Origin of the sequence: Peribacillus folii, from assembly GCF_030271255.1 — a bacterium.
Classification (GTDB): Bacteria; Bacillota; Bacilli; order Bacillales; family DSM-1321; genus Peribacillus.
The window spans coordinates 87,544-110,135 of the sequence record NZ_JASJOM010000001.1 but is presented as its reverse complement, the minus strand read 5'-3'; the positions used below and the strand labels follow the sequence as shown (position 1 = coordinate 110,135).

The 22,592-nt window shown below is 37.8% G+C and carries 21 protein-coding genes; 18 read left to right on the top strand and 3 right to left on the bottom strand.

What is annotated here, in order from left to right; translation table 11 throughout:
• The first annotated feature begins 75 nt into the window (after window positions 1-75).
• Together QNI08_RS00540 and QNI08_RS00535 are read left to right on the top strand one after the other, a co-directional pair.
• Window positions 76-393, top strand: coding sequence for a hypothetical protein (locus QNI08_RS00540; protein WP_285765490.1), 318 nt, complete (start codon window positions 76-78; stop codon window positions 391-393).
• A gap of 339 nt (window positions 394-732) precedes the next feature.
• Window positions 733-2,616: a S8 family serine peptidase gene (locus QNI08_RS00535; protein ID WP_285765489.1), complete on the top strand. Its 1,884-nt coding sequence runs from the start codon at window positions 733-735 to the stop codon at window positions 2,614-2,616.
• A gap of 52 nt (window positions 2,617-2,668) precedes the next feature.
• Here QNI08_RS00535 and QNI08_RS00530 read toward each other — a convergent pair whose 3' ends face one another.
• Together QNI08_RS00530 and QNI08_RS00525 are read right to left on the bottom strand one after the other, a co-directional pair.
• Window positions 2,669-3,142, bottom strand: a complete 474-nt coding sequence (locus tag QNI08_RS00530; RefSeq protein ID WP_285765488.1) for a VOC family protein — start codon at window positions 3,140-3,142, stop codon at window positions 2,669-2,671.
• Window positions 3,143-3,270: 128 nt separating this feature from the next.
• A complete protein-coding gene (locus QNI08_RS00525) occupies window positions 3,271-3,462 on the bottom strand; it encodes a hypothetical protein (protein WP_285765487.1) in 192 nt (63 codons plus the stop codon).
• A gap of 273 nt (window positions 3,463-3,735) precedes the next feature.
• Between QNI08_RS00525 and QNI08_RS00520 the strand changes: the two genes are divergently transcribed.
• Window positions 3,736-4,584, top strand: a complete 849-nt coding sequence (locus tag QNI08_RS00520; protein WP_285765486.1) for an SGNH/GDSL hydrolase family protein — start codon at window positions 3,736-3,738, stop codon at window positions 4,582-4,584.
• Between the two features lie 85 nt (window positions 4,585-4,669).
• Here the strand turns inward: QNI08_RS00520 and QNI08_RS00515 are convergent, their stop codons facing one another.
• Complete coding sequence (locus QNI08_RS00515) at window positions 4,670-4,978, bottom strand: helix-turn-helix domain-containing protein (protein WP_285765485.1); 309 nt, start codon at window positions 4,976-4,978, stop codon at window positions 4,670-4,672.
• 447 nt (window positions 4,979-5,425) lie between these two features.
• On the opposite strand from QNI08_RS00515, the gene QNI08_RS00510 reads away from it, so the two are divergent.
• The 15 genes from QNI08_RS00510 to QNI08_RS00440 all read left to right on the top strand — a co-directional run bounded on the left by QNI08_RS00510 (window position 5,426) and on the right by QNI08_RS00440 (window position 22,478).
• The gene (locus QNI08_RS00510; RefSeq protein ID WP_285765484.1) at window positions 5,426-6,115 is read left to right on the top strand and encodes a YveK family protein; all 690 of its coding nucleotides are present in this window, start codon (window positions 5,426-5,428) and stop codon (window positions 6,113-6,115) included.
• Window positions 6,116-6,139: 24 nt separating this feature from the next.
• On the top strand, window positions 6,140-6,817 hold the full coding sequence (locus QNI08_RS00505; protein ID WP_285765483.1) for a CpsD/CapB family tyrosine-protein kinase: 678 nt from the start codon (window positions 6,140-6,142) through the stop codon (window positions 6,815-6,817).
• Window positions 6,818-6,952: 135 nt separating this feature from the next.
• Window positions 6,953-7,717: a tyrosine-protein phosphatase gene (locus QNI08_RS00500; RefSeq protein ID WP_285765482.1), complete on the top strand. Its 765-nt coding sequence runs from the start codon at window positions 6,953-6,955 to the stop codon at window positions 7,715-7,717.
• Window positions 7,718-7,866: 149 nt separating this feature from the next.
• Window positions 7,867-9,687, top strand: a complete 1,821-nt coding sequence (locus QNI08_RS00495; RefSeq protein ID WP_285765481.1) for a polysaccharide biosynthesis protein — start codon at window positions 7,867-7,869, stop codon at window positions 9,685-9,687.
• Window positions 9,688-9,919: 232 nt separating this feature from the next.
• Entirely contained in the window at window positions 9,920-11,032 is a 1,113-nt protein-coding gene (locus QNI08_RS00490) for a DegT/DnrJ/EryC1/StrS family aminotransferase (RefSeq protein WP_285765480.1), read from the top strand.
• 3 nt (window positions 11,033-11,035) lie between these two features.
• Window positions 11,036-11,671: a sugar transferase gene (locus QNI08_RS00485; RefSeq protein ID WP_285765479.1), complete on the top strand. Its 636-nt coding sequence runs from the start codon at window positions 11,036-11,038 to the stop codon at window positions 11,669-11,671.
• Between the two features lie 17 nt (window positions 11,672-11,688).
• Window positions 11,689-12,195, top strand: a complete 507-nt coding sequence (locus QNI08_RS00480) for a GNAT family N-acetyltransferase (protein ID WP_285765478.1) — start codon at window positions 11,689-11,691, stop codon at window positions 12,193-12,195.
• Between the two features lie 19 nt (window positions 12,196-12,214).
• Window positions 12,215-13,159: a 1-aminocyclopropane-1-carboxylate deaminase/D-cysteine desulfhydrase gene (locus tag QNI08_RS00475; protein ID WP_285765477.1), complete on the top strand. Its 945-nt coding sequence runs from the start codon at window positions 12,215-12,217 to the stop codon at window positions 13,157-13,159.
• The gene (locus QNI08_RS00470) at window positions 13,152-14,147 is read left to right on the top strand and encodes an ATP-grasp domain-containing protein (protein ID WP_285765476.1); all 996 of its coding nucleotides are present in this window, start codon (window positions 13,152-13,154) and stop codon (window positions 14,145-14,147) included. The genes QNI08_RS00475 and QNI08_RS00470 overlap by 8 nt, the downstream gene beginning before the upstream one ends.
• 3 nt (window positions 14,148-14,150) lie before the next feature.
• The gene (locus QNI08_RS00465; protein ID WP_285765475.1) at window positions 14,151-15,317 is read left to right on the top strand and encodes a glycosyltransferase family 2 protein; all 1,167 of its coding nucleotides are present in this window, start codon (window positions 14,151-14,153) and stop codon (window positions 15,315-15,317) included.
• Between the two features lie 256 nt (window positions 15,318-15,573).
• A complete protein-coding gene (locus tag QNI08_RS00460; protein ID WP_285765474.1) occupies window positions 15,574-17,034 on the top strand; it encodes a lipopolysaccharide biosynthesis protein in 1,461 nt (486 codons plus the stop codon).
• 347 nt (window positions 17,035-17,381) lie between these two features.
• The gene (locus tag QNI08_RS00455; protein ID WP_285765473.1) at window positions 17,382-18,569 is read left to right on the top strand and encodes an O-antigen ligase family protein; all 1,188 of its coding nucleotides are present in this window, start codon (window positions 17,382-17,384) and stop codon (window positions 18,567-18,569) included.
• 353 nt (window positions 18,570-18,922) lie between these two features.
• Complete coding sequence (locus QNI08_RS00450; protein WP_285765472.1) at window positions 18,923-20,299, top strand: UDP-glucose dehydrogenase family protein; 1,377 nt, start codon at window positions 18,923-18,925, stop codon at window positions 20,297-20,299.
• On the top strand, window positions 20,274-21,305 hold the full coding sequence (locus QNI08_RS00445; protein WP_285765862.1) for an SDR family NAD(P)-dependent oxidoreductase: 1,032 nt from the start codon (window positions 20,274-20,276) through the stop codon (window positions 21,303-21,305). The genes QNI08_RS00450 and QNI08_RS00445 overlap by 26 nt, the downstream gene beginning before the upstream one ends.
• 249 nt (window positions 21,306-21,554) lie before the next feature.
• On the top strand, window positions 21,555-22,478 hold the full coding sequence (locus QNI08_RS00440) for a hypothetical protein (protein ID WP_285765471.1): 924 nt from the start codon (window positions 21,555-21,557) through the stop codon (window positions 22,476-22,478).
• Window positions 22,479-22,592 lie beyond the last annotated feature (114 nt).

Here is a 22,592-nt window from a genome sequence, read left to right as displayed (position 1 = left end):
CAGGAGTGTCGCGCCTTCCGTTCCATTGCCCTTTGCGTGATCCAAAGATAGGATCCAGAATACATATAGTTTTAGGTGGGTACAACGAACGCTTCATTGCACTGCAGGCACTCCCTTTCCGATGGAAAGCGTAAACTCGCGAGTAAAGTCGATAAATTCGCGAGTAAAAGCAGGAAACTCGCGAGTAAAATTGATAAATTGGCGAGTAAAGTGGTTAAATTCGCGAGTAACGCTCCGAAATGGAGAATGAAAGCAGGAATTATTAGTAGACTCATCGTCGAATTTGAAAGTAACGCAAAAAATGGACGCAAAATGGCCCCCACTCCCTGTGAAAAGGACCATTTTTATGGAAGCTCACCTCATATTCACAGCAACGTCCAAACCCGGGAGTAAAAGCATGAAACTGTAACAAGAACCGCTTCATCCCACGCTGTATATATAAAAGAGCTCGAATGGCCCGTAATCTCGGGAATTTGTACTGTGATTCTTGCTTTCCATTCCACCAAGTTTAAGCAGTCAGCTTTAACCACTTTAAGCTACCAGGCACATCCTCGGTTTGTTAGTTCTGACACGATGAAGTTCGTATTATTCCAAAAAAAGTATTTAATAAATAAAAAGGTTAGTAAAACGATATCACTCGTTATACAATCTAGTTAGGGATAATGGTAGAGTGAGATCTTGGGTCAACATCATCGATATTTATTCTTAATTATATTTTTTTGGAGTGATTTCATGTACAAGTTTATTCAGGCGATATTGCCGGTTGTATTGCTGTTCATGTTCCTGCCACATGATCAGCCTGTGATTGCAGCTGCGGAGGAGGCTCCGAAATCGGATGGTGTCATCGTCAAGTATAAAGAGACGGATGATGAGCCGATCCACGAGTTGATCGAGAGGGTCGCGGTTCCAAAAGGGCAAACGACGGATAAGCTGATCGAAAAGCTTGAGAAACGGAAGAATGTCGACTATGCCGAGCCGAACTATTTATTCAAGAAGATGGACACACCGAATGATCCAGCATACATAGATCAGTGGCACCATAAGAATCTTGGAACAGAAGCGGCCTGGATAAAAACGACGGGAGCGAAGGAGATGATCGTGGCGATCATCGACGATGGGATCGATCGCAAGCATGAGGATTTATCCGGGAAAATCGTCGACGCCTATGATACGATCCGCAAGCGGAAGAATATTTTGCCGGAAGGGGAGCACGGGACGCATATTGCAGGCATCATTGCCGGAAGTGCAAACAATAACAAGGGCGGAGCGGGTGTTGCGCCGAATGTAAAGCTGATGCCGATCAATGTTTTTGAAGGCGAGTATGCCGATACGGCCGATATCATTGAGGCGATACATTATGCGATCCAGAAAAAAGCGAAGATCATCAATATGAGTCTCGGAGTCAACATGTATTCGGAGGCGTTGAATAAAGCCGTGCAGGAAGCAGCGAAAAAAGGGATTTTGATCGTTGCGGCTGCCGGCAATGAAGGCGATATGGGGAAAAATGTGCAGCGGGTATACCCAGCTGCTTACAGCAACGTCATTTCCGTTGCCGCCACGGATGAAAGGGACAAGCGGCCCTACTATTCCAATTACGATTCAACCGTGGACATTGCAGCCCCTGGAGATGAGATCCTTTCCACCTTGCCACATGGCAAATATGGCTGGATGAGCGGAACATCGATGGCCTCGCCCATGGTGGCGGGAGTAGCGGCACTCATTTGGTCCAATGAGCCTAAGCTCAATAAAACGGAGGTTGAATACCGCCTCTATGATTCAGCGAAGGATCTGGGTGCGAAAGGGAAAGACATGTACTATGGAAACGGGAGGGTCAATGCCAAGAAGGCCCTGGAAATGAAGACGCTGACCAAGCCGGCCGTCCAAGCGATTTCCGATAAGGATACCAAGATAACCGGAAGCATCCCAGCCAATTTCCAAACAGGAACCGTCTCGATCTACACCGACAAGAAACAGCTGGCCACCTTGAAAATCAATGGCGAGAAGGTGTTTACGGCCACAATCGCCAAACAAGCAGCCAACACGTCGATTTCTACAAGACTCATTGATCATTCGGGAAATAAAAGTGTACCAGTTTCATTTAAAGTGCAGGATGAAACCGCGCCTGCTAAACCGTCGGTCAATACGGTAGGCGACAATACGGTAAAAGTGACAGGCAAAGCGGAAGCAGGCTCTTCCGTCACGGTCAAAAACCGCAGCACCGCTCTTGGTAAAGCGAATGCCAATAGCGCAGGGAACTACACCGTAACAATGTCAAAAAAACAAAAAGCCGGAACGATCCTCTCGGTTACAGCAACCGATAAAGCCGGCAATATCAGCCCGATCAAAACGGTCACTGTCGCGGACAAAACCGCACCTGGTAAACCGACCGTCGACAAGGTCACGACAAAAACGACGATCGTAACAGGCAAAGCGGAAGCCAACGCCACGATGTCAATCAGAGCATCAGGGAAACAAATCGGCTCTGCCACAGCAACGAATAAAGGGACCTTCTCCGTGAGGATCCCGAAGCAAAAGGCAGGGAAGAACCTCTATGTGACCGCTAAAGACAAAGCGAAAAATGTAAGTGAAGCCCGAAAAGTCACGGTCAAAAAGTAAGGGAAATACAAAAACAGCCGCCCAATCCTCATTTGGGGGCTGTTTTTTTGCATCAATCCTTATTGCCATACATCAATTCCGTGCTGCGGCTATAGAGTTCAATGATATGGCCAAAAGGATCTTCACAATAAATTAAATAATAGGGCTTGTTCTTCCACGTATTCCATATATCGCTTCGTCTCTTCCCGCCAGAATTCGCAATCTTATCGGCAAGCTCTTCAATATCATCCGAAATTAAGCAAATATGAAAAAAGCCCTGATATTCATCACTTTTACTCTTCGGCATCCTCGGCTCCTGGAATTCAAAAAGCTCGATTCCCACCTGATTATCGGCCATCAAATGAGCATTGCGCATTTTTTGGACATGATTTCCAAGAAGGTCATTCGTCATATTCGGCTTGTCCTCATCACTTGCATCAAACGAATACGGGCCCGCCAATAACTTGAATCCCAGCACCTGCTCATACCACGAAATCGCAGCATCCAAATCAGGCACAGCCAAACCGATGTGCGTAATTGCTGTCATATGCATCACTCCTAATAATAAAATACCCGTTCAAGCCGGCGGCCAAACGGTCCTTTTGGGAACAAAAAAAAGAAGCAATAGTCAATACTGCTTCTTGGATTACATATATCGACTTCACACGAAATGGTTTAAATTTCACCCTCTTCAAGCCTCCTCTTATACTCGACTTTACTGATCAGCCCCTTTGCATTGCAGGTAAGGCAATCCGTATAAATATCGTAAGCACCCGTACCTGCACAAACATGGCATTTCACATGAGTTTCCGGAATATCCTTATGCATGAATGAAAACATCTTTTCAAAATACTGCAGAATAATCATGTCCAAAACTCCTTTTTTTTCTATCATACAACGAAAAAGCGCGAAGGAAGCCGGAAAAACGATAACATTACGGAAACTTCATATTGGCATTACATAGTTTACGTGAAGTTAAAGATTGAACTTCATCCTTGATATTTGTCGATTGATGTCAGAATTAATGGGCAAAACATTCTTTATAACGTAAAATGTGTTAGTTATAATGAATGAGAGAATAAAGAGAAAAGGATGGAATCGTATGCTCTATCAATTCTTAGTTCATAAATGGAGGTAAAGATGAGGAAGTATGGTTTACTGATTATCGCAATTATTTGCTTAACTGTGCTGGCTTTTGGCCAAATCCATTGGAAAAACAAAAGCCAGGCAGCAGGGGTGGAGGCTAGAGAAGCTGAGGCAAAACTTAAACAAAAGGAAAAGGAAGAAAGGGAAGCGTTGATAGAGAGTTTAAAACCAGAGAATAATCAACAGCAGACCTTAATCGATTATTTGCGCTATCAGTCGCTTACGCAGGATCAGGTGATTATCTCCCTAGTGGGCAGTAACGGTACTTCTGGAACTGGGGCAAGCTCTTCTGCCAAAACCTGGACAGCAAGTCTGGAGAAGAGTCTGCGTGCTGACCTTGATGAGGCTAAAACGATACGTTTTATCAATCATAGTCATGAAGGGTACTCGACAGAGGATTTGCTCGAAGGGAATACAATCGAAGCTGCCATAAAAGATGATCCGGATCTGATCATTTTTGAAAACTCGCTGATCAACAATCATTATCAATCAATTAGCCTGCAGCAGACGGAAAACGATTTGGAAAACATCATGGTAAAATGGCAAAAAGAACGGCCAAATGCAAAGATAATCATGCTTTCCCCGAATCCCGTCGCAAATAATGATATGAAAAATAGCTTAGGTTTGAGTTATGAGGATTATATAAAGGCTTCTGAGGCCGATATCAAAAAGAAGCAATGGAAGTATGTCAATAGCCAGGCAGGTATGGAAAAGAAGCTGAAGGAAGAGAATATGAGATTGGCTGATATATTAACCAATGATAACATCCATCCGAATGATCGGGGTCATCAGATTTGGTTTGAGGTGTTGCAGGACTATTTTCAGCAAAAACAGGATATGTAGAGGAAAGGGGGAAAGCGGCTAACACCGCTTTTCCCCCCTTTTACGTCAGGCTTTGCACTAAAAAAGAAAGCGATACCATCAATACTTAAACCGAGCATTTTCGAACCTGAATGAATTCGCGCATTTCCTCTTTCGATATCCCTGAACCCATAACATCCTCCATGATTTGCAGCCACTCTTCATCCATACTTGTGTTTCCTTGTTCATATAACAATGCATCAACCTTAATACCTAAAATTCCGGCAATTTTTTCCAAAATTAAAATAGTAGGGTTTGTTTGAAGGTTTCTTTCCAGTGAGCTTATATAGGATTTGGCAACGCCCGATTTCGTGGAGAGTTCACTAATTGACATTTTCCTTTCTTCCCTAAGCGACTTGACTCGATAACCAATCATATTGATCACACCTAACCATTTCTATGAATATATAAACTATTACCTTCAGTTTACACAGTTTTCCTCGATTTATAATGATAACTAGGCCCTAAAAACTTGACACAATTTAGTCGATAAATGCTTTTTCTTCATTTCATGGGCAATTAGTTTTAGGTGGATTCATCCAATGGCAGGAAGAAGCACTGCAAGTATTGGGTAAATAGGTTTAATTTAGATAACGACAAACCCTTTTATAGCGGGGATTTTTTAGCTAAAATGGCTCTAATGAGGATTAATTAGAAAAAAATTCCTTTGAATTGAGGATATTTTTAGTATATTATCATCTAAGCGCTAGAAAAGTATTCATTGATTGTAAGATTCATGAAAAATTCCTTGATAATACATAAAAATAGGTAATATTATGTGTTATAATGCAATAGGTCATTTTTAACATATTAGGAGGATGAAATGGAAGAAACGATTAGTATTGCAGATATTTTTAAAACATTAAAGAAGCGTTGGAAGCTCATCATGCTGCTGACATTAGTTGCCGCGTTAATTAGCGGAACAATTTCTTTCTTCGTATTAACACCCGTCTATCAATCTTCGACACAGATTCTCGTGAATCAGAAGCAATCCGAGAATCCATTGGACTCGACTCAAATACGATCCAATATTGACATGATCAATACATACAGTGTGATCATTAAAAGCCCGGCCATTTTGGAGAAGGTCATCGATAAGCTTGCGCTGGATCAAAGCGTAGAGCAGCTTAGTGAAATAATCACGATTAACAGCCAAGAAAATTCACAGGTGTTTTCGTTGACGGTTCAGGATAGTAAGCCCTCAGAGGCAGTACAAATTGCCAATACGATTTCGGAAACGTTCCAAAAGGAAATCAAGAATATCATGAACGTCGACAATGTGAGCGTGCTTGCCAAAGCGGAAGTCAAGGAAAATCCTACTCCTGTGAAGCCTAATCCTGCATTGAACATCGCGATAGCGATCGTGGTCGGCTTGATGGCTGGCGTCGGCCTGGCATTTTTGCTTGAATTCATGGACAATACGATCAAGGATGAGAAGGATATTGAAACACTTTTAGAATTGCCTCTACTTGGCTCGATCCAGAAAATTTCGAACGTACATAATAAAGGCTAAGCTGAATGAAAGGAAGCGGGATTTTTGAGAAGTAAAACCAAAAAACAGGTGAATTTGATTGCCCAGCATAGTCCTAAATCACCGATCACTGAGCAATATCGATTAATTAGAACGAATATACAATTTTCCTCCGTGGATGAAGATATCCAAACCATCGTTGTAACCTCGGCCGAGCCTAATGATGGGAAATCGACGACATCTGCCAACCTGGCCATCGTATTGGCACAGGAGGAGAAAAAAGTGCTGCTTGTGGATGCCGACTTAAGAAAACCGTCCGTCCATTACGCGTTTGGTCTTAGTAACATCCAGGGACTTACAAGTGTATTGACGAAGAAAATGAGCATTGGAGAAGCAGTCTTGAAGACAGATGTTCCTCATTTGGACATTTTGACGAGCGGACCGATTCCCCCGAACCCTTCGGAATTATTGAATTCCAGAGCGATCAAAACAACCATTCGTGAACTGAAAGAAATATATGATTATATCATTTTTGATACACCGCCGGTTCTCGTCGTTCCTGATTCGCAAATTGTTGCCAATAAATGTGATGGCGTGATCATGGTCGTCTCCAGCGGCAAGACGAACAAACAAAGTGCCGTGAAGGCGAAGGAGCTTTTAGCGAAAACGAATACCTCCCTGCTTGGTGTCGTTTTGAATGGCGTGGAAACGGATAACAGCAATTATTATTACTATCAATCTTGATCGAATAAGACAAAGTTCGACAAATTAACACCCTGTTTAATGGAAGGTTTATATGCTACTATTAAGCAGGGTAATCATTACTATTTTTATAGAGTGGGTATTTAGACCTGTTCGTTATAAAGGAAGTGTTAGAGATTGATTGATATACATTGCCACATTCTTCCCGGGGTGGATGATGGCTCCACAGAAGTGGATGCAAGCATAAGCATGGCAAAGAAAGCGGTGGAATCAGGCATCACGCATGTGTATGCGACGCCGCATCACTTAAATGAGAAATATGTCAATGTGAAGCGTGACATCATTGCCAGGGTTGTGAAATTAAGCGAGAGTTTTCAACAGGCTGATATTCCCCTTACGATTCATCTCGGACAGGAAGTACGGATACACCGAGATCTGCTCACTTCACTTGAAAAGGAAGAAATCCTGACATTGGACGACAAGGGCAGACATATGCTGCTGGAGCTTCCGTCGGGCCGTGTTCCTACATACACACAAGACATGATTTACGAACTGCTGCTTCAAGGAATAACACCGATCATCGTGCATCCGGAACGAAATAAGGAATTGCTTGAAAATCCTAAAAGACTATTCGAGCTGGTTCAAGAGGGTGCCTTAACGCAAATTACCTCTGGAAGCATGATCGGGAATTTCGGGAAAAGGATTCAATCGTTTTCCAAAAAAATCATCGACCATAATCTGGCGCATTTTCTGGCAACGGACGCCCATAATATAGGCTCGAGAGGCTTCACGCTGCACGAGGCCTACGATACAATTACGAAGATGTACGGGATCGAACGGACCTTTTATTTTAAAGAAAATGCGGAGCTGCTCATGAAGGGACAAAGTCCAGCTATTGAAAAGCCAGCGCCCTTCAAAAAGAAAATATTAGGTATTTTTTAATAGGTATAGTGTGCTGGAACATGCTAGCGACAATAGCAACACATTCTGCCATGCAAATTTTTTTATAGTGCTAACTTGTGAAAAAGAACACAATATTTCATTGCTGTATTAAAGGCGGATATCAACATTCAATAAAGGGGGAAATGTAGTTGGCCTACCGGAAACGACTGACATTATTGGCGCTCTTGGATTCATTAATCGTATTATCGGCCATTTATGTAAGTTATTTGTTCTTGTATCCTTATTTGCAAATATTTAAATTACCAACGCTTTTGGTCACTTCAGTCTCTCTATTAATCAGCCATCATTTTTTTGCTTCCATTTATAAACTGTATAAGAATGCCTGGGAATATGCGAGCATCCGCGAGTTAGTGTCGATTGTAAAAGCCGTGAGCTTATCGATTATCACGGTAATCGCCATCCAGATCATCGTTTTTCAAGATGTATATGTACGAGCCATGGCGCTGACATGGATGCTGCATATCATCTTCATCGGCGGTTCGCGTTTTTCGTGGAGAATGCTGCGGAACCGTCTGATCCATAATCAAAAGGAAACCAAGAATACGCTGATTATCGGTGCTGGATCGGCAGGGACGATGGCTGTACGGCAGCTGCTTACTAATCATGATATCGAACTGAAGCCAGTCGCCTTCATCGATGATGATCCGAAAAAAGAAAAATTGGATATCCTGGGAATACCCGTTGTCGGCAACTCTAAGCACATTCCTGAAATGGTAGAGAAATATCATATCGATAATATCGTCATTGCGATTCCTTCCTTAAGCAAGAAAGAGCTGAAGGTCATATTTGATGAGTGTGTAAAAACAAGTGCGAAAACTCAAATTATTCCGATGATTGAAGATATTATGCTAGGGAAAGTAGCCGTGAACCAATTTAAAGAAGTCGAAGTGGAAGATTTATTGGGCAGGGAACCGGTTGAACTGGACATAACGAGCATATCCCAATATGTAACAGGCAAGACGATTTTGGTTACAGGGGCTGGAGGCTCGATTGGTTCGGAAATCTGCCGCCAAATCTGCCGCTTCTCACCCGGCCGACTGATCCTCCTAGGACACGGCGAGAATAGCATCTATCAAATTGATATGGAATTGAAAAAACTATATGCGAATCAAATGGAAATCATCCCGGTCATCGCGGATATTCAGGATCGGGAGAGAATTTTTGAGGTGATGGAGACACATCGTCCTGATGTCGTGTACCATGCGGCTGCGCATAAGCATGTTCCGCTTATGGAATACAACCCACGTGAAGCTGTGAAAAATAATGTTTTTGGAACGAAGAACGTCGCAGAAGCGGCAGATACGTTTGGTGTAGGGGCGTTTGTGATGATTTCATCCGACAAGGCCGTCAACCCAACCAATGTCATGGGCTCGACCAAACGGATTGCAGAAATGATCATCCAGCAGCTGGCTAAAAATAGCGCAACCAAATTCGTTGCCGTCCGCTTCGGAAATGTTTTGGGCAGCAGAGGAAGCGTCATCCCGTTATTCAAAAAACAAATCCAAGCAGGCGGACCAGTAACGGTCACCCATCCAGACATGACCAGGTATTTCATGACCATACCCGAAGCATCGAGATTAGTCATCCAGGCAAGCTCTTTGGCTCGAGGCGGGGAAATCTTCGTTCTTGATATGGGTGAACCTGTGAAGATTGTTGAATTAGCAACAAATCTAATCCAATTATCTGGCTATTCCATTGAGGAAATAGGAATCGAATTCTCGGGGATTCGACCTGGCGAGAAAATGTATGAAGAACTATTAGGGGAAAAAGAGGTTCATAGTGAAGCGGTGTTCCCGAAGATCTTTATCGGAAAAGCGGTATTGGAACAGGAAGAGGAAATACAATATCTATTGAACTCTTATGATGATTTTTCCATGATAGAACTTAAACAATTCGTGATAAATTTAGCGAATCGAATAAGAAATAAAACGTACTCAGCCGTGAAATAGCAATGTTAAGAAATTATATGTGAGTAAAATTGTTAATCAGTTGAGTAAACTTGGAGTTTAATCTATATTCAAGGATAATTCACAGGTGAACATCAAGAAGATTTAAACACTTATCTTCCTTGGATAGACTTCCTCACTTTCCCACTATTTATATAGTGGCTAAATGGAGAAAGAACTTGTTGAAAAATATCTTCATATAAAGAGACTTATTGTAGGAAGGAAGTATTGGAGAATGAAGGATCGATTATTCCTATCATCACCACATATGAGTGATGAAGGGTATGAAATGGAATATGTAAAGGAAGCTTTTGATACGAACTGGATTGCTCCTCTTGGAGAAAACGTGAATCAATTTGAAATAGAATTGGCAGATAAGGTAGGAAGTAAAGCTGCTGCAGCACTATCTTCAGGGACAGCCGCAATTCATTTAGCACTTAAAGCAGCCGGAGTTGAAGAAGACGATATTGTATTTTGCCCTACCCTAACATTTTCAGCAACGGTCAATCCGGTCATTTATCAAAAAGCCATTCCTGTTTTTATAGATAGTGATTACGAGACTTGGAATATGTGTCCTAAAGCGTTGGAAGAAGCCTTTGTAAAATATCCAGAAGTGAAAGCCGTAATTGTCGTGCATCTTTACGGATTATCTGCCGATATGGATAAAATCATGGAGATTTGTAATAAGCATAAGGTAGCGGTAATTGAAGATGCTGCTGAAAGCTTAGGTACATATTATAAGGGGAAGCATACTGGAACCTTTGGTGATTATGGGATTTTCTCCTTTAATGGCAATAAGATAATTACTACATCAGGTGGTGGGATGCTAGTTTCCAATAATGAAGAGCGTATTGCAAAGACCAGATTTTGGGCGACTCAGAGTAGGGACCAAGCAAGGCACTATCAGCATAGCGAACTAGGATTTAATTACCGGATGAGCAACGTAGTTGCAGGGATTGGCAGAGGACAGCTAAAGGTATTAGATCAGAGAGTTGAGAAGAAAAACTATATCTTGGAATTTTATAAAAGAGAACTTGGTGAACTTGACGGTGTCGAATTTATGCCTAGCAATGAGTGGGATAAACCGAATTATTGGTTAAGTTCATTAATTCTTTATGGCAGGGTTAGACCATTTGAGATTATGGAAGCTCTTGAAAAAGAAAATATTGAATCAAGACCAGTGTGGAAGCCAATGCATCTGCAGCCGTTTTTTGAGAAGTATGACTTTGTCGGGACGAATGTATCGGAAAAATTGTTTGAGAATGGCATTTGTTTGCCTTCTGATACGAAGATAACGGATGAGGATTTGGAGAGAGTTGTTGAAATTATTAAAGGGTTGTGGAGATAATCAGTGAGAATTTTTAACTTATATATAAAAAGATCAATTGATTTATTAGGTAGTTTAATAGGTTTAATAATTATTTCACCCATTTTACTTACTATAGTAGTTTGTATTAAATTAACATCTAGAGGTCCTGTCTTTTTTAGTCAAGAAAGACTTGGGGAAAAGGGTAGAGTTTTTAAAATCTTGAAATTTAGAACGATGGTAGTAAATGCAGAAAAGATTGGATCAGGATTGTTTGTTAAAACGGAGAATGATAACCGTATTACAAAGATTGGGAAATTACTACGTGGTACTAGTTTAGATGAACTTCCACAACTTTGGAATGTTGTAATTGGAGAGATGAGCTTAGTAGGGCCAAGACCACCGGTACCACACCATCCATATAAATATGAAGAGTATAGTGATTTTCAAAGAAAAAGATTCGAAATGAAACCCGGAATGACTGGTTTGACCCAGGTTACCGTTAGAAATTCTGTTACATGGGATGAAAGAATTCCAATTGATGTCGCGTATGTTCAGAAATTTACTGTTTGGCTAGATATTAAAATTCTCTTTAAGACGCTAATTAAAATATTTAATCGAGAAAGTATATACACTCATACCAATGTTAAGGATTCGGAGAAATCTTCGAATCTTAATTAAATCCGAGGAGATATTGTATGAATATTGCTATTCGCAAATTTCAAGAAGAAGATATACATTATAAGGTCAAGTGGATTAATGATGAAAATAATAATAAGTACCTTCATTATGATTTACCTCTAAGGGAAGATAAGACCTTGTTGTGGTTTAAAACGCTTGAAGGTAGAAATGATAGGGTTGATTGTACTATCACATTTGATGGTGAACCTGCGGGGTTAATTGGCTTATTGAATATAGATAGTAAAAATAAAAAAGCAGAATTCTATATTTGCCTAGGTCAAGAAGAATTCAAAGGTAGAGGAATTGCAAGTATAGCAACAGACCTTTTAATTAAAATAGGATATAAAGAGCTCGGTTTACAAAAGATTTACTTATACACTGAAGTAGAAAATACTCTGGCTCAAAAACTTTTTGAGAAGATTGGTTTTGAAAAAGAAGGATTATTAAAAAATGATGTAATTTACAATGCTAAAAAGATAGATAGATATGTTTATGGATTAAATGTAGGAAGTTATATTTTTTAATATTTAAGGGTGGATATAAGTGAATATAGGTATGTTTCAAGCAACGCCGATTCAAAGCATTAGCGAAAACCTAAATAATAACACTTTCTTTATCAAACGTGATGATCTTCTACCTTTATCATTTGGAGGTAATAAGGCGAGGAAGGCAGTTCTTTTTTTCGAAGATTTGATGAGGGAAGAATCTGATTGTGTAGTGACATATGGTAGCAGCAGTTCTAATCATTGCAGAATTATAGCCAATATTGCGGCGGTAAAGAATATTCCATGCCATATCATTTCACCTAGTGAATCCAGTCATCCAACTTCTAATAGTAAAATGATTGAATTGTTTGGTGCTTTAGTTACACTGTGTCCTCTAGCCGAAGTCAATATTACGATTGAACGAAAGTTAGTTGAGCTAAAAGAACAAGGTTACAAACCCTACTTCATTCAAGGTGGAGGTCATGGTGATATCGGTACACAGGCCTATGTGAATGCATATGAAGAAATATTGGAATATGAAAGAGTATCCGGTATGAAGTTTGATTACATTTTTCATACGACTGGTACAGGAACTACGCAAGCTGGGCTTGTATGTGGAAAACTATTGCATGGTGATAAAAGAGAAATTGTTGGAATAAGCAATGCTCGAAAAAATCCTTATGGCGGCCAAGTTGTACTGGATAGCGTTAATAGTTATTTTATCAATATAGGTAAGGTACCAATAACTACCGAAGAAATCATCTTCATAGACGATTATGTACTTAGCGGTTACGGTTTTTACAATCAACAAATATTAAAAACTATAAAAGAAGTTCTAATTAACGATGGTATCCCAATGGATACAACCTATACTGGAAAAGCTTTTTGGGGGATGAAAGAATACATTAAGAATAATCAAATTAATGGGAATAAAGTTTTATTTATCCATACTGGTGGAACACCACTGTTTTTTGATAATTTGGAGGAACTGATGAATGAGTGACGATTTGAATATACTAATATTAAGTTGTGGAACAAGAAATAAAATTGTGAATTATTTTAAAAAAGAGTTAGCTGGTAAAGGCCTGGTTATAGCTACAGATTGTAGCAATTTAGCACCAGCACTCTATGAGGCAGATAAACATTTTATTGTTCCTAGAAGTAATGATGAAAAATACTTAGATGTCATTCTTTCTATTTGCAAAGAGAATAATATAAAAGCTGTCTTATCATTGATTGATCCTGAGCTTAGTCTTCTTGCAGAATACAAACAAGCTTTTCTGGATATTGGAACGGTACCTATCGTCTCAGATTTTGATGTTGTTGAGCTGTGTTTTGATAAATATAGGATGTTTGAGTTCTTGATGCAGAATGGACTACAAACTGTTAAAAGTTATATAGACAAAGAGAAGTTTTACTGCGACGTTGAAGCTGGAGTAATAAACTATCCAGTGTTTGTAAAGCCAGTCAAGGGTAGTGCTAGTATCAATATAAATAAAGTTACATCAAAAGGAGAAATTGAGTTGTTATTTAGTCGCTTTGACAATTTAATAATTCAAGAGTTTATGGATGGAACTGAATTTGGTGCAGATGTTTATATTGATATGATTTCTAGTGAACCGGTTGCTATATTTACAAAAGAAAAGATTAAGATGCGTGCTGGTGAAACTGATAAGTCAGTATCGATTAAGGATGAAAAACTCTTTGAAATAATCCATGAATTCGTAAAAAAAGCTGGATTTAAAGGCATAATCGATATTGATATTTTTAAAGTCAATGGTGAATATTACATATCTGAAGTCAATCCTAGATTTGGTGGAGGTTACCCACATGCATATGAAAGTGGTGTAAATGTCACGAAGATGATTATCAGTAATATTAATGGACTTGTGAATGAAGAGGTAATTGGTTATTTTGATGAAGGTATTTATATGATGAAGTTTAATGAAGTGAAGATAATAACGGAAAATCAACTATTAGAAAGAGGTTAGAATATGGAATTTATCATTCTTCTTATTTTTTACTTAAGTGCCTTTATTATTATTTGGGCTATGGTTGGTTATCCGTTGTCATTAAAAGTTTTAAAAAGCATTTACAAAAATAGAACGTTAAAAAAAGACTACGCTTATGAACCAACTGTGACAGTTATGGTTGTTGCTCATAACGAAGAGAAAGTAATATATGAAAAATTAGAAAATATAATAAAGCTAGATTATCCAACAAATAAAATTGAGTTTTTGGTTGCTTCGGATAATAGTACAGATAAGACAAATGAAATAGTAAGGAACTTTATAATAGATCATCCAAGTTATAGAATTCGGTTGTATGAAGTAAAACAGCGTAAGGGAAAAACAAATGCCCAAAATGAGGCTCAAAAAAGAGTTGAAAGTGAAATTCTTGTAATGACTGATGCTAATTCAATGATGGAAGTTAATTCTGTAAGAGAACTAGTATCAGCATTTACAGCGGAAGATATTAGTTATGTTAGTGGTAGACTGGTAATCATTAATAAAGATTTTAGTGGAGTTACAAACTCAGAAAGTACATACTGGGATAGTGACACGAGGTTACGAAAAATTGAGAGTGATATACAAACAATAACAGCTGGTAATGGTGCCATTTATGCTTGTAAGAATGCTGACTATTATGATTTCGAACCTATAAAGAGTCATGACGGTAATATGCCAAGGTTTTATGCTTTGGAAAATAAAAGAGCTTTATATAATCCTGATGCCATAGCATATGAAAAAGCAGGAGAAGTTATTGAAGATGAGTTTAAACGTAAAGTTAGGATGAACCGTGGAATTATATGGAACATCATTCCAGATATACGGATATTAAATGTATTCAGTTATCGTTGGTTTTCGTATTTTTATTTTGGTCATAGAACATGTAGATATTTATTATGGATTTCACACCTATTTGTTTTTATATCTAATGCATTTTTAGTGCCAGAGTCTTGGTTTTATTCGTTAACATTTGTAGGGCAATTGGTATTTTACCTTTTGGCTATAGTTCAATTAATAACCAAAACTAATAATAAATATTTAACATTAATTTATTACTACTGTGTAACATTATTTGCACAGTGGGTTGGTGTTTATAATATATTAACTGGAAGAGCTAAGCCATTCTGGGAGAAGGCAGAAACTACTAGATGAAGTATAGGAGAAAATGTCCTTCTTCATGTAATCAAGTTTCCTTGTCGTAGAATAGACATAGGGGGTCACCTTCCATTCTTGTGTCGTTTTAGTGTTGCAACTAAACTGTTTGAGAAGGTACTCCTTATTTTTACTCTTCAACATCCCGTTGGGAGAAGGACTTCAAATTATGAAATTGATTCAGATATTCTAATTTTAAAAATGTAAATAAATGTGAAGAAACGTTATGAGTTTTTTTCATATAGAAGGGATTTCCATGAAATTCATTAAGGATATAATATGGACATTTTCAGGAACTATAGGAGTGCAATTAATAGGATTATTACTCAATATTGTTTTAGCAAGACTGTTAACACCTGAGGTTTTCGGTATTGTAAACCTTGCATTGATAATAATTGTTTTTGTGCACATTGTTCAAGAAGCAGGATTAAGTTCTATATTAATACAAAGAAATGAAATAAATAAATCATTAGTTGCTACTACCTTTTATTTAAATATTACTTTTTCGTTAATACTATGTTTAACCATATTCATTTTTGCAGAAAAAATAGCTGTGTTTTTTGGACATATGGAAATAGAAGAATTACTATATTACTCTATAATTGGTATATTTATTGGATCTCTAGGAGTAACCTTTCGAGGAATTCTAATGAGAAATAGACAGTTTAGGACTATATCAATTATAAACTTAGTTTCAGAATTTCTGGGAGTTGTTTTAACATTTATATTTATATTTTATAAAGAGTATAATTTAGCAGTTGGAATAAGAATTATGGCCAGACCTGCATTCCAAGCTATTTTTATGGTTAGTGTATGTGGTTTAAAAGAACTAGGAGGAAAGCCGAAATTAAGCTTATTAAAAGAAATAATGCCCTTCAGTTCAAGTGTACTAGGTATAAAAACAATCAATTATATTAAAAATAATATTGATTATTTATTTATAGGTAAAATGTTAGGAAGCCAAAATTTAGGTATATATACTTTGGCATTTCAGTGGAGTACGATTGCTAAGTTTTATATTTCTGGATCCATTGCCAAAGTTTTACTTCCTGAAATATCAAAAAAACAAAACGATATTGAAAGTGTTAAGCGTATATTTATTAAAGTAGTCAGAAAAGTTTCATTTGTTATTTTTCCTTTTTGTATTGGATTAACGTTGCTCGCTCCTGCCTTTATTTTAGTAGTGTATGGGCAACAATGGGAAAGTGCAATACCAATTTTAAAGATATTAATGGTTGCAGGATTATTAACTTCATTTAGTACAATTATTGGGAGAGTATATGAAGGTTTAGGTAAACCAAGCATAGAATTAAAAATTACAACTATATCAATCATTGCTTTCTTACCACTTTTATTTGTAGGTTCATTTTTTGGACTATCAGGGATTGCTTATGCTGTGTTACTACATTCAGCTATCTTCGATATTATTCTAATAGTAAGGGTATTACGTATATTAAATATGTCAATTAAAAGTTTTATCCGTTCCTTTAAATCAGTCTTCTATTCAATGCTGTTTGTAGTAATATTTTATATTATTATTGACCATGTATTTTTTACTAATAACTATACAGCAGTGTCTCTAGTTTTATTATTATTAATACAAATTATTTTATATGTATTAGCATCTTTTATTTTTAACAAGTCAACTATTATAACATTATTTAATAGTATATACAGAAAACTAAGTTTTAGAAAAAAAGTTAATAAGCCTACCTAATAACATATAAATTCTTACAAATAAACTTGTGGAGTATAATAAAGTTTATGTGATTTTGGAGCATATTGATTGTAAAATTAATCTGGGGATAATTTGAAGTCGTTTCCGATTGTACTGCCGCTATTAGGAATACTATTAGTTATGCCAAAATTAATGGGTATAGCAAGATAACTTTGAAAGGTAATTATCTTATGGATAATGTTACTTTGACTTCCCTTTATTTTGAAATGGTACAGAGACATCAACACAGTTATTTATATAGAAAAAGGTAAAGGATTGAAACCATGTCGATAAAAAAATTATCTTTACTAACTATACTCCTGGTATTTTTATCAGGATCATTCACTTTGAATAGACTAAATTTAGGTTTTAATTTTGAAGTGAAGTATTTGCTTTTTTTAGGGTTTGTTTTCTTAACTCTTTTCGAAATAAGTAACTCCCGTAAAGAGAAACGAATAAATTCAACTACTTTCTTTTTTTTGATTGTTACATTCACCTATGTTTTTTTATCAACAATATCCACCTTGTATGCAAAAAGTCAAATACTCGCCTTTGAAAAGTTAATTTCTTTATTTTTTTTACTAGTTTTAACTATAAGTATCTTATATATAGTTAAGGAAATGAAGCCAGGGATTTTTTTGAATTATGTTACTGGTTTTTTTGTGATTTTAGGAATAGTATATGCTATTCCTGTTGTATTTAGCGTACTGTCCGGCGCATCGAGAGGTGATGTTAATCTAAGTGGGCCAAACGTAGCTACTAGGATACTTTTTTTTGCTTATTGCAGTTCGCTCTATAGATACAATTTATATGAAAAAATACCCTACTTATTATTGGGTATAGGATTCTTAGCCAGTATAGTGTTGATAGGATCAAGAGGAGGTTTAGTGGCTGCAATAGTAACCCTAGCATTTTTGTTTGCAATTAAAAGAGTATTTTTACCATGGAATTTTAAAAAGAACATTAAGATTACCTACAAACAATTACTACTTTTTCCTCTTTGTTTAGGAGTTATTTTTTTAGTATATGAACCTGTAAAACGAGTCTTTATGGGGCGAGTAATCGGCACCACTTTTGCTAACGAAACTGTTTATACTTCAGGCAGAGACGTTCTTTACGCAGAGGCTATCTCCATGATAAAAGAAAGACCAATATTTGGGAATGGTCTTGCGAGTTTTACTGCTTCTACAGGGAGTGTGTATCCGCATAATTTACTTTTAGAAATGATTTTGGAGGTGGGTCTATTAGGATTGGCGTTTTTTCTGATATTCTTAATGTTTTCTATCTCCTTTATCTTTAAGATGAAAAAAACGCCGTTGTTCATTCTTTCTGGTATACCCTTATACATGATAATTGCTCAAATGTTTTCCGGTGAATTTTATGACTTTAGATATTACTTTTTATGGAGTGTAGTATTGTCTTTTTATGGAGTTTTGAATAAGTCGGAAGTGTACTTGGAGAACAAAAAAGTCAATATTAAGGAATATAAAAGAAGAAAATGGAAAATGTATGTCTGGAATAAGAAATACACATGAGAAATATACTCGCGATAAGTGGAATAATTCTTATTAAATGTGTATAGACTACTACTTCCCTTTTAAATTATCTATTCATTAAAAACAATCAATCGGTTATTGATGGATAAGCAAACAGAGATGAAACTATCCCTATTTTTTCTCAATAGATAAATAGCCATTATCTTAACTTCAGATGGATATTCGGTGTCTTTATTCATCAAATAATCTTGATTCACAATGTTTAATGTTTATTAATTAGGTAATAACTAAATTTAAAATTTAAGATTTATATAATTATAATATGCATTGGTGGTTACGCTAACAGCTCAGAAATTTCGTTAATGCAAATTAAAGAGTAAAGGAAGGCTAGTATGTACAAAATAGCAGTAGCAGGGACCGGCTATGTAGGCTTAGTTGCAGGCGTATGTTTTGCCGAGGTGGGGCATCAAGTAACTTGTGTGGATATAGACGAAAATAAAGTGAATGTCATGAAGTCTGGTGTTTCTCCTATTTATGAAGCGGATTTGGAAGAATTGATGCAGAAGAATTATGCGGCTGGCAGGATTGATTATACGACTGATTATAAGTCAGCCTATGAGGAAGCTGATGCGATCTTTATCGGTGTGGGTACGCCAGAGCAGCCTGATGGTTCTGCCAATCTTTCTTATATCGCAACTGTTGCAAGGCAAATTGCTGAGTCGGTGGTAAAGGACTGTTTAGTCGTCGTGAAATCAACGGTACCGGTGGGAACGAATGATAAAGTCGAGCAGTTCATCCAAGACTTTTTGGTGAATGATGTGAAAGTGGAAGTTGTATCGAACCCGGAATTCTTGGCGCAAGGCTCTGCGGTGCATGATACACTGCATGCCGAACGGATCATTATCGGAACGGAAAGTAAATGGGCGGAAGAATTGATGCAGAGCATTTATGAGCCATTTCATTTACCTGTTGTTTCCGTCAATAGAAGATCGGCCGAAATGATCAAGTATGCCTCGAATGATTTTCTGGCCCTTAAAATCTCTTATATGAATGATATTGCTAATCTTTGTGAGCTTGTTGGTGCGGATATTCAGGATGTCGCAAGAGGGATGAGCTTCGATAATCGGATCGGCAGCAAGTTTTTAAGTGCGGGTATTGGTTATGGCGGTTCCTGTTTTCCTAAAGATACAAAAGCGTTGGAATATCTGGCAAGACAAAACGGTTATGAGCTTAAAACCGTCAAAGCTGCCATTGATGTGAACAAGGACCAAAAGACGATGCTATATAAAAAAGCTGGGAAAAGACTGATTACCTTTAATGGTCTTAAGGTAGCCGTACTAGGATTAACGTTTAAGCCTGGCACGGATGATTTAAGAGAAGCTGCCTCACTCGAGAACGTGCCATTATTATTGGAGCAAGGTGCCGATATTTATGCATTTGATCCAGTTGGGGCAGAGAATTTTGCTAGAGTGTATCCGGAAGGTAAGCATGGCAAAGGCAGTATCACCTATGTGGCGAATATAGAACATGCCCTAGAAGGAGCGAATGTTTGCTTTATTTTTACCGAATGGGGAGAAGTGAAAGAATTATCGCCAGAAACATATAAGACATTGATGAGGACTCCTTTAGTATATGACGGAAGAAATATCTATAATGTTGCAGAAATGCAGCAGTCAGGGATAGAGTATCATTCCATTGGAAGAAAGCCTGCAAGTAGGATAGAAAAAAAGGAGTCGAAGAATGTTGAATTACAATTCCCTAGATCCTAGTAAAACATATCTAATTACTGGAGCGGCTGGTTTCATCGGTTTTTTCTTATCAAAGAAACTATTAGAACAAGGCTGTAAGGTGATTGGTGTTGATAATATCAATGATTACTATGATGTGAAGCTAAAATATGCTCGATTGGAACAGCTAAAGCCTTATGAAACGTTTACCTTCATCAAGGGTGATATTTCTGACAAAGCAACCATCACCAATATATTCGAAGAGTCTAAACCTAATATTGTCGTAAATCTGGCTGCCCAAGCGGGAGTGCGATACTCGATTGAAAATCCGGATGTTTACATTCAAAGTAATATCATTGGGTTTTATAATATCCTTGAAGCCTGCAGGCATTATCCTGTGGATCATCTTGTATACGCATCATCGAGTTCTGTTTACGGCGCGAACAAAAAGGTTCCATTTGAAGAAACGGATTTTGTCGATAATCCGGTATCGCTATATGCATCAACGAAGAAATCTAATGAATTGATGGCCCATACATATAGTCATCTCTATAATATTCCTGCGACTGGTCTTCGTTTCTTTACGGTTTATGGCCCGATGGGGCGTCCGGATATGGCTTATTTTGGATTTACTGATAAGTATTTTGCTGGTGAATCCATTAAGATCTTTAATAATGGTGATTTTGAAAATGATTTATATAGAGACTTTACCTTTATTGACGACATAGTGGAAGGGATTGAGCACCTTCTTTCCAATCCTTCAGTTGAAGAAAATGCTGTTCCTCACAAAGTATTTAACATTGGCAACAATAATCCTGAAAAGTTGATGGCTTTCATTGGGGCTTTGGAGAAATGTTTAAGTAATGCTCTAGGTAAAGAGGTAGAATTTGAGAAGGTGTTCGAGCCTATCAAACCGGGAGACGTCCCTGCTACATACGCTTCGACGGATTTGCTGCAAAAGGCTGTTGGATTTAAGCCAGAAACTTCGATAGAAGAAGGATTGCAGAAGTTCGTTAATTGGTATGTGGACTATTATCATAAAAAGTAACAATCGATAAACAGAAAAATCGTGATGAGAATTATTTTTGTACAGCATTAGGAACATCGCTAAAAATTAATGAAGACAAAGAGTTTTTGAAAGCTCTTTGTCTTTTTATTAACCTGGATTAGTCGTGTTTCTTCTATTATATATACCCCATGTTCAACACATATTCTTATATAGATGCCTCCTCTTATTATGGAAATGAAACAATGTATCTTCAATAAATATCAGAACAATAAAAAAGGGATGTGTTTCATGAAAAAAATCATCGTTTTTGCCTTCTGTTTGTTGGTACTCGTTTTCTTCATTTTTCAGCAGAAACATTCTCCATCAACCCACCAAGAAAAGATCTACGTTGAAGATTTTAAAGGGGCTACTGATTCCGTTAAGATTCAGGCTGCGATTGATCATGCGCATAAAAATAAGCTAAAGACGGTCATGCTGGATGATCGGAAGTATACGATTTCATCACCGATCATCGTGAGAAAAGGCGTTAAGCTGCTTTCCGGATACGGGACGAAGTTAATTGTCGAGGGGAATTTCAGGGTGCTTGAGCTTGAGCGGAATGCTTCCATTGAGGGGGCTTATGTAGTGATCAATGCTGCTGATTTCAATTCTGAGGTCATTTATTTGGATGGGAAATATAAGTACTATAATACGTGGAACAAAACCGAAGTGAAGGATGTCAATATCATTAATTGGTCCGAGAGTCATCAGGGAACGGGGCTATCTTTATATGCTGGCGGTAAGGAGCATGAGATTTCATTCGTGAACGTTGAAAATGTTAAGGTTGCAGGGATGAAGACCGGCGTCAAGCTAATGGCAGAAGCACCAGCTTCAGGTAAGGCCTGGGTGAATGCCAATCGATTCATGAATCTATCGTTGGAGGATTGTGTGAATATGATTGATATTCAAAGCAGCGCTACCGTCCCGAATGAGGTCAGTGGTAACCAATTCACGAACTTACAGATACAGCCCTCGGGCAAAACGAAGCGTATTTTGAAGGTAAGTGGGCAATATAATACGTTTGAGGGCATGATTTGGGATTTGGATAAAATCACGACGCAAAACGAAGTTATTGAACTTACCGAAAATAGTATGAACACTAGCTTTGATATGCCGTCACTGCCGATGGACCGGATCACTGATAATGGTCAGGCCAATAGGTTGAATCCATGAAAAAGTGAGAAGGGTGATTCGCTAATAAAAGAGGCACACACCCTGTATTTTGAATGGGAGAGTTAACTGGTCTTATCCTCTTTATCTATGGGATGAATTTCCTCATCAGATAAC

What these genes read in the sequence shown, in the direction of transcription:
- QNI08_RS00535 (WP_285765489.1), top strand. Translation starts at nt 733, where the DNA reads ATGTACAAGTTTATTCAGGCGATATTGCCGGTTGTATTGCTGTTCATG.
- QNI08_RS00530 (WP_285765488.1), bottom strand. Translation starts at nt 3,142, where the DNA reads ATGACAGCAATTACGCACATCGGTTTGGCTGTGCCTGATTTGGATGCT.
- QNI08_RS00525 (WP_285765487.1), bottom strand. Translation starts at nt 3,462, where the DNA reads ATGATTATTCTGCAGTATTTTGAAAAGATGTTTTCATTCATGCATAAG.
- QNI08_RS00520 (WP_285765486.1), top strand. Translation starts at nt 3,736, where the DNA reads ATGAGGAAGTATGGTTTACTGATTATCGCAATTATTTGCTTAACTGTG.
- QNI08_RS00515 (WP_285765485.1), bottom strand. Translation starts at nt 4,978, where the DNA reads ATGATTGGTTATCGAGTCAAGTCGCTTAGGGAAGAAAGGAAAATGTCA.
- QNI08_RS00510 (WP_285765484.1), top strand. Translation starts at nt 5,426, where the DNA reads ATGGAAGAAACGATTAGTATTGCAGATATTTTTAAAACATTAAAGAAG.
- QNI08_RS00490 (WP_285765480.1), top strand. Translation starts at nt 9,920, where the DNA reads ATGAAGGATCGATTATTCCTATCATCACCACATATGAGTGATGAAGGG.
- QNI08_RS00480 (WP_285765478.1), top strand. Translation starts at nt 11,689, where the DNA reads ATGAATATTGCTATTCGCAAATTTCAAGAAGAAGATATACATTATAAG.
- QNI08_RS00470 (WP_285765476.1), top strand. Translation starts at nt 13,152, where the DNA reads ATGAGTGACGATTTGAATATACTAATATTAAGTTGTGGAACAAGAAAT.
- QNI08_RS00465 (WP_285765475.1), top strand. Translation starts at nt 14,151, where the DNA reads ATGGAATTTATCATTCTTCTTATTTTTTACTTAAGTGCCTTTATTATT.
- QNI08_RS00460 (WP_285765474.1), top strand. Translation starts at nt 15,574, where the DNA reads ATGAAATTCATTAAGGATATAATATGGACATTTTCAGGAACTATAGGA.
- QNI08_RS00450 (WP_285765472.1), top strand. Translation starts at nt 18,923, where the DNA reads ATGTACAAAATAGCAGTAGCAGGGACCGGCTATGTAGGCTTAGTTGCA.
- QNI08_RS00440 (WP_285765471.1), top strand. Translation starts at nt 21,555, where the DNA reads ATGAAAAAAATCATCGTTTTTGCCTTCTGTTTGTTGGTACTCGTTTTC.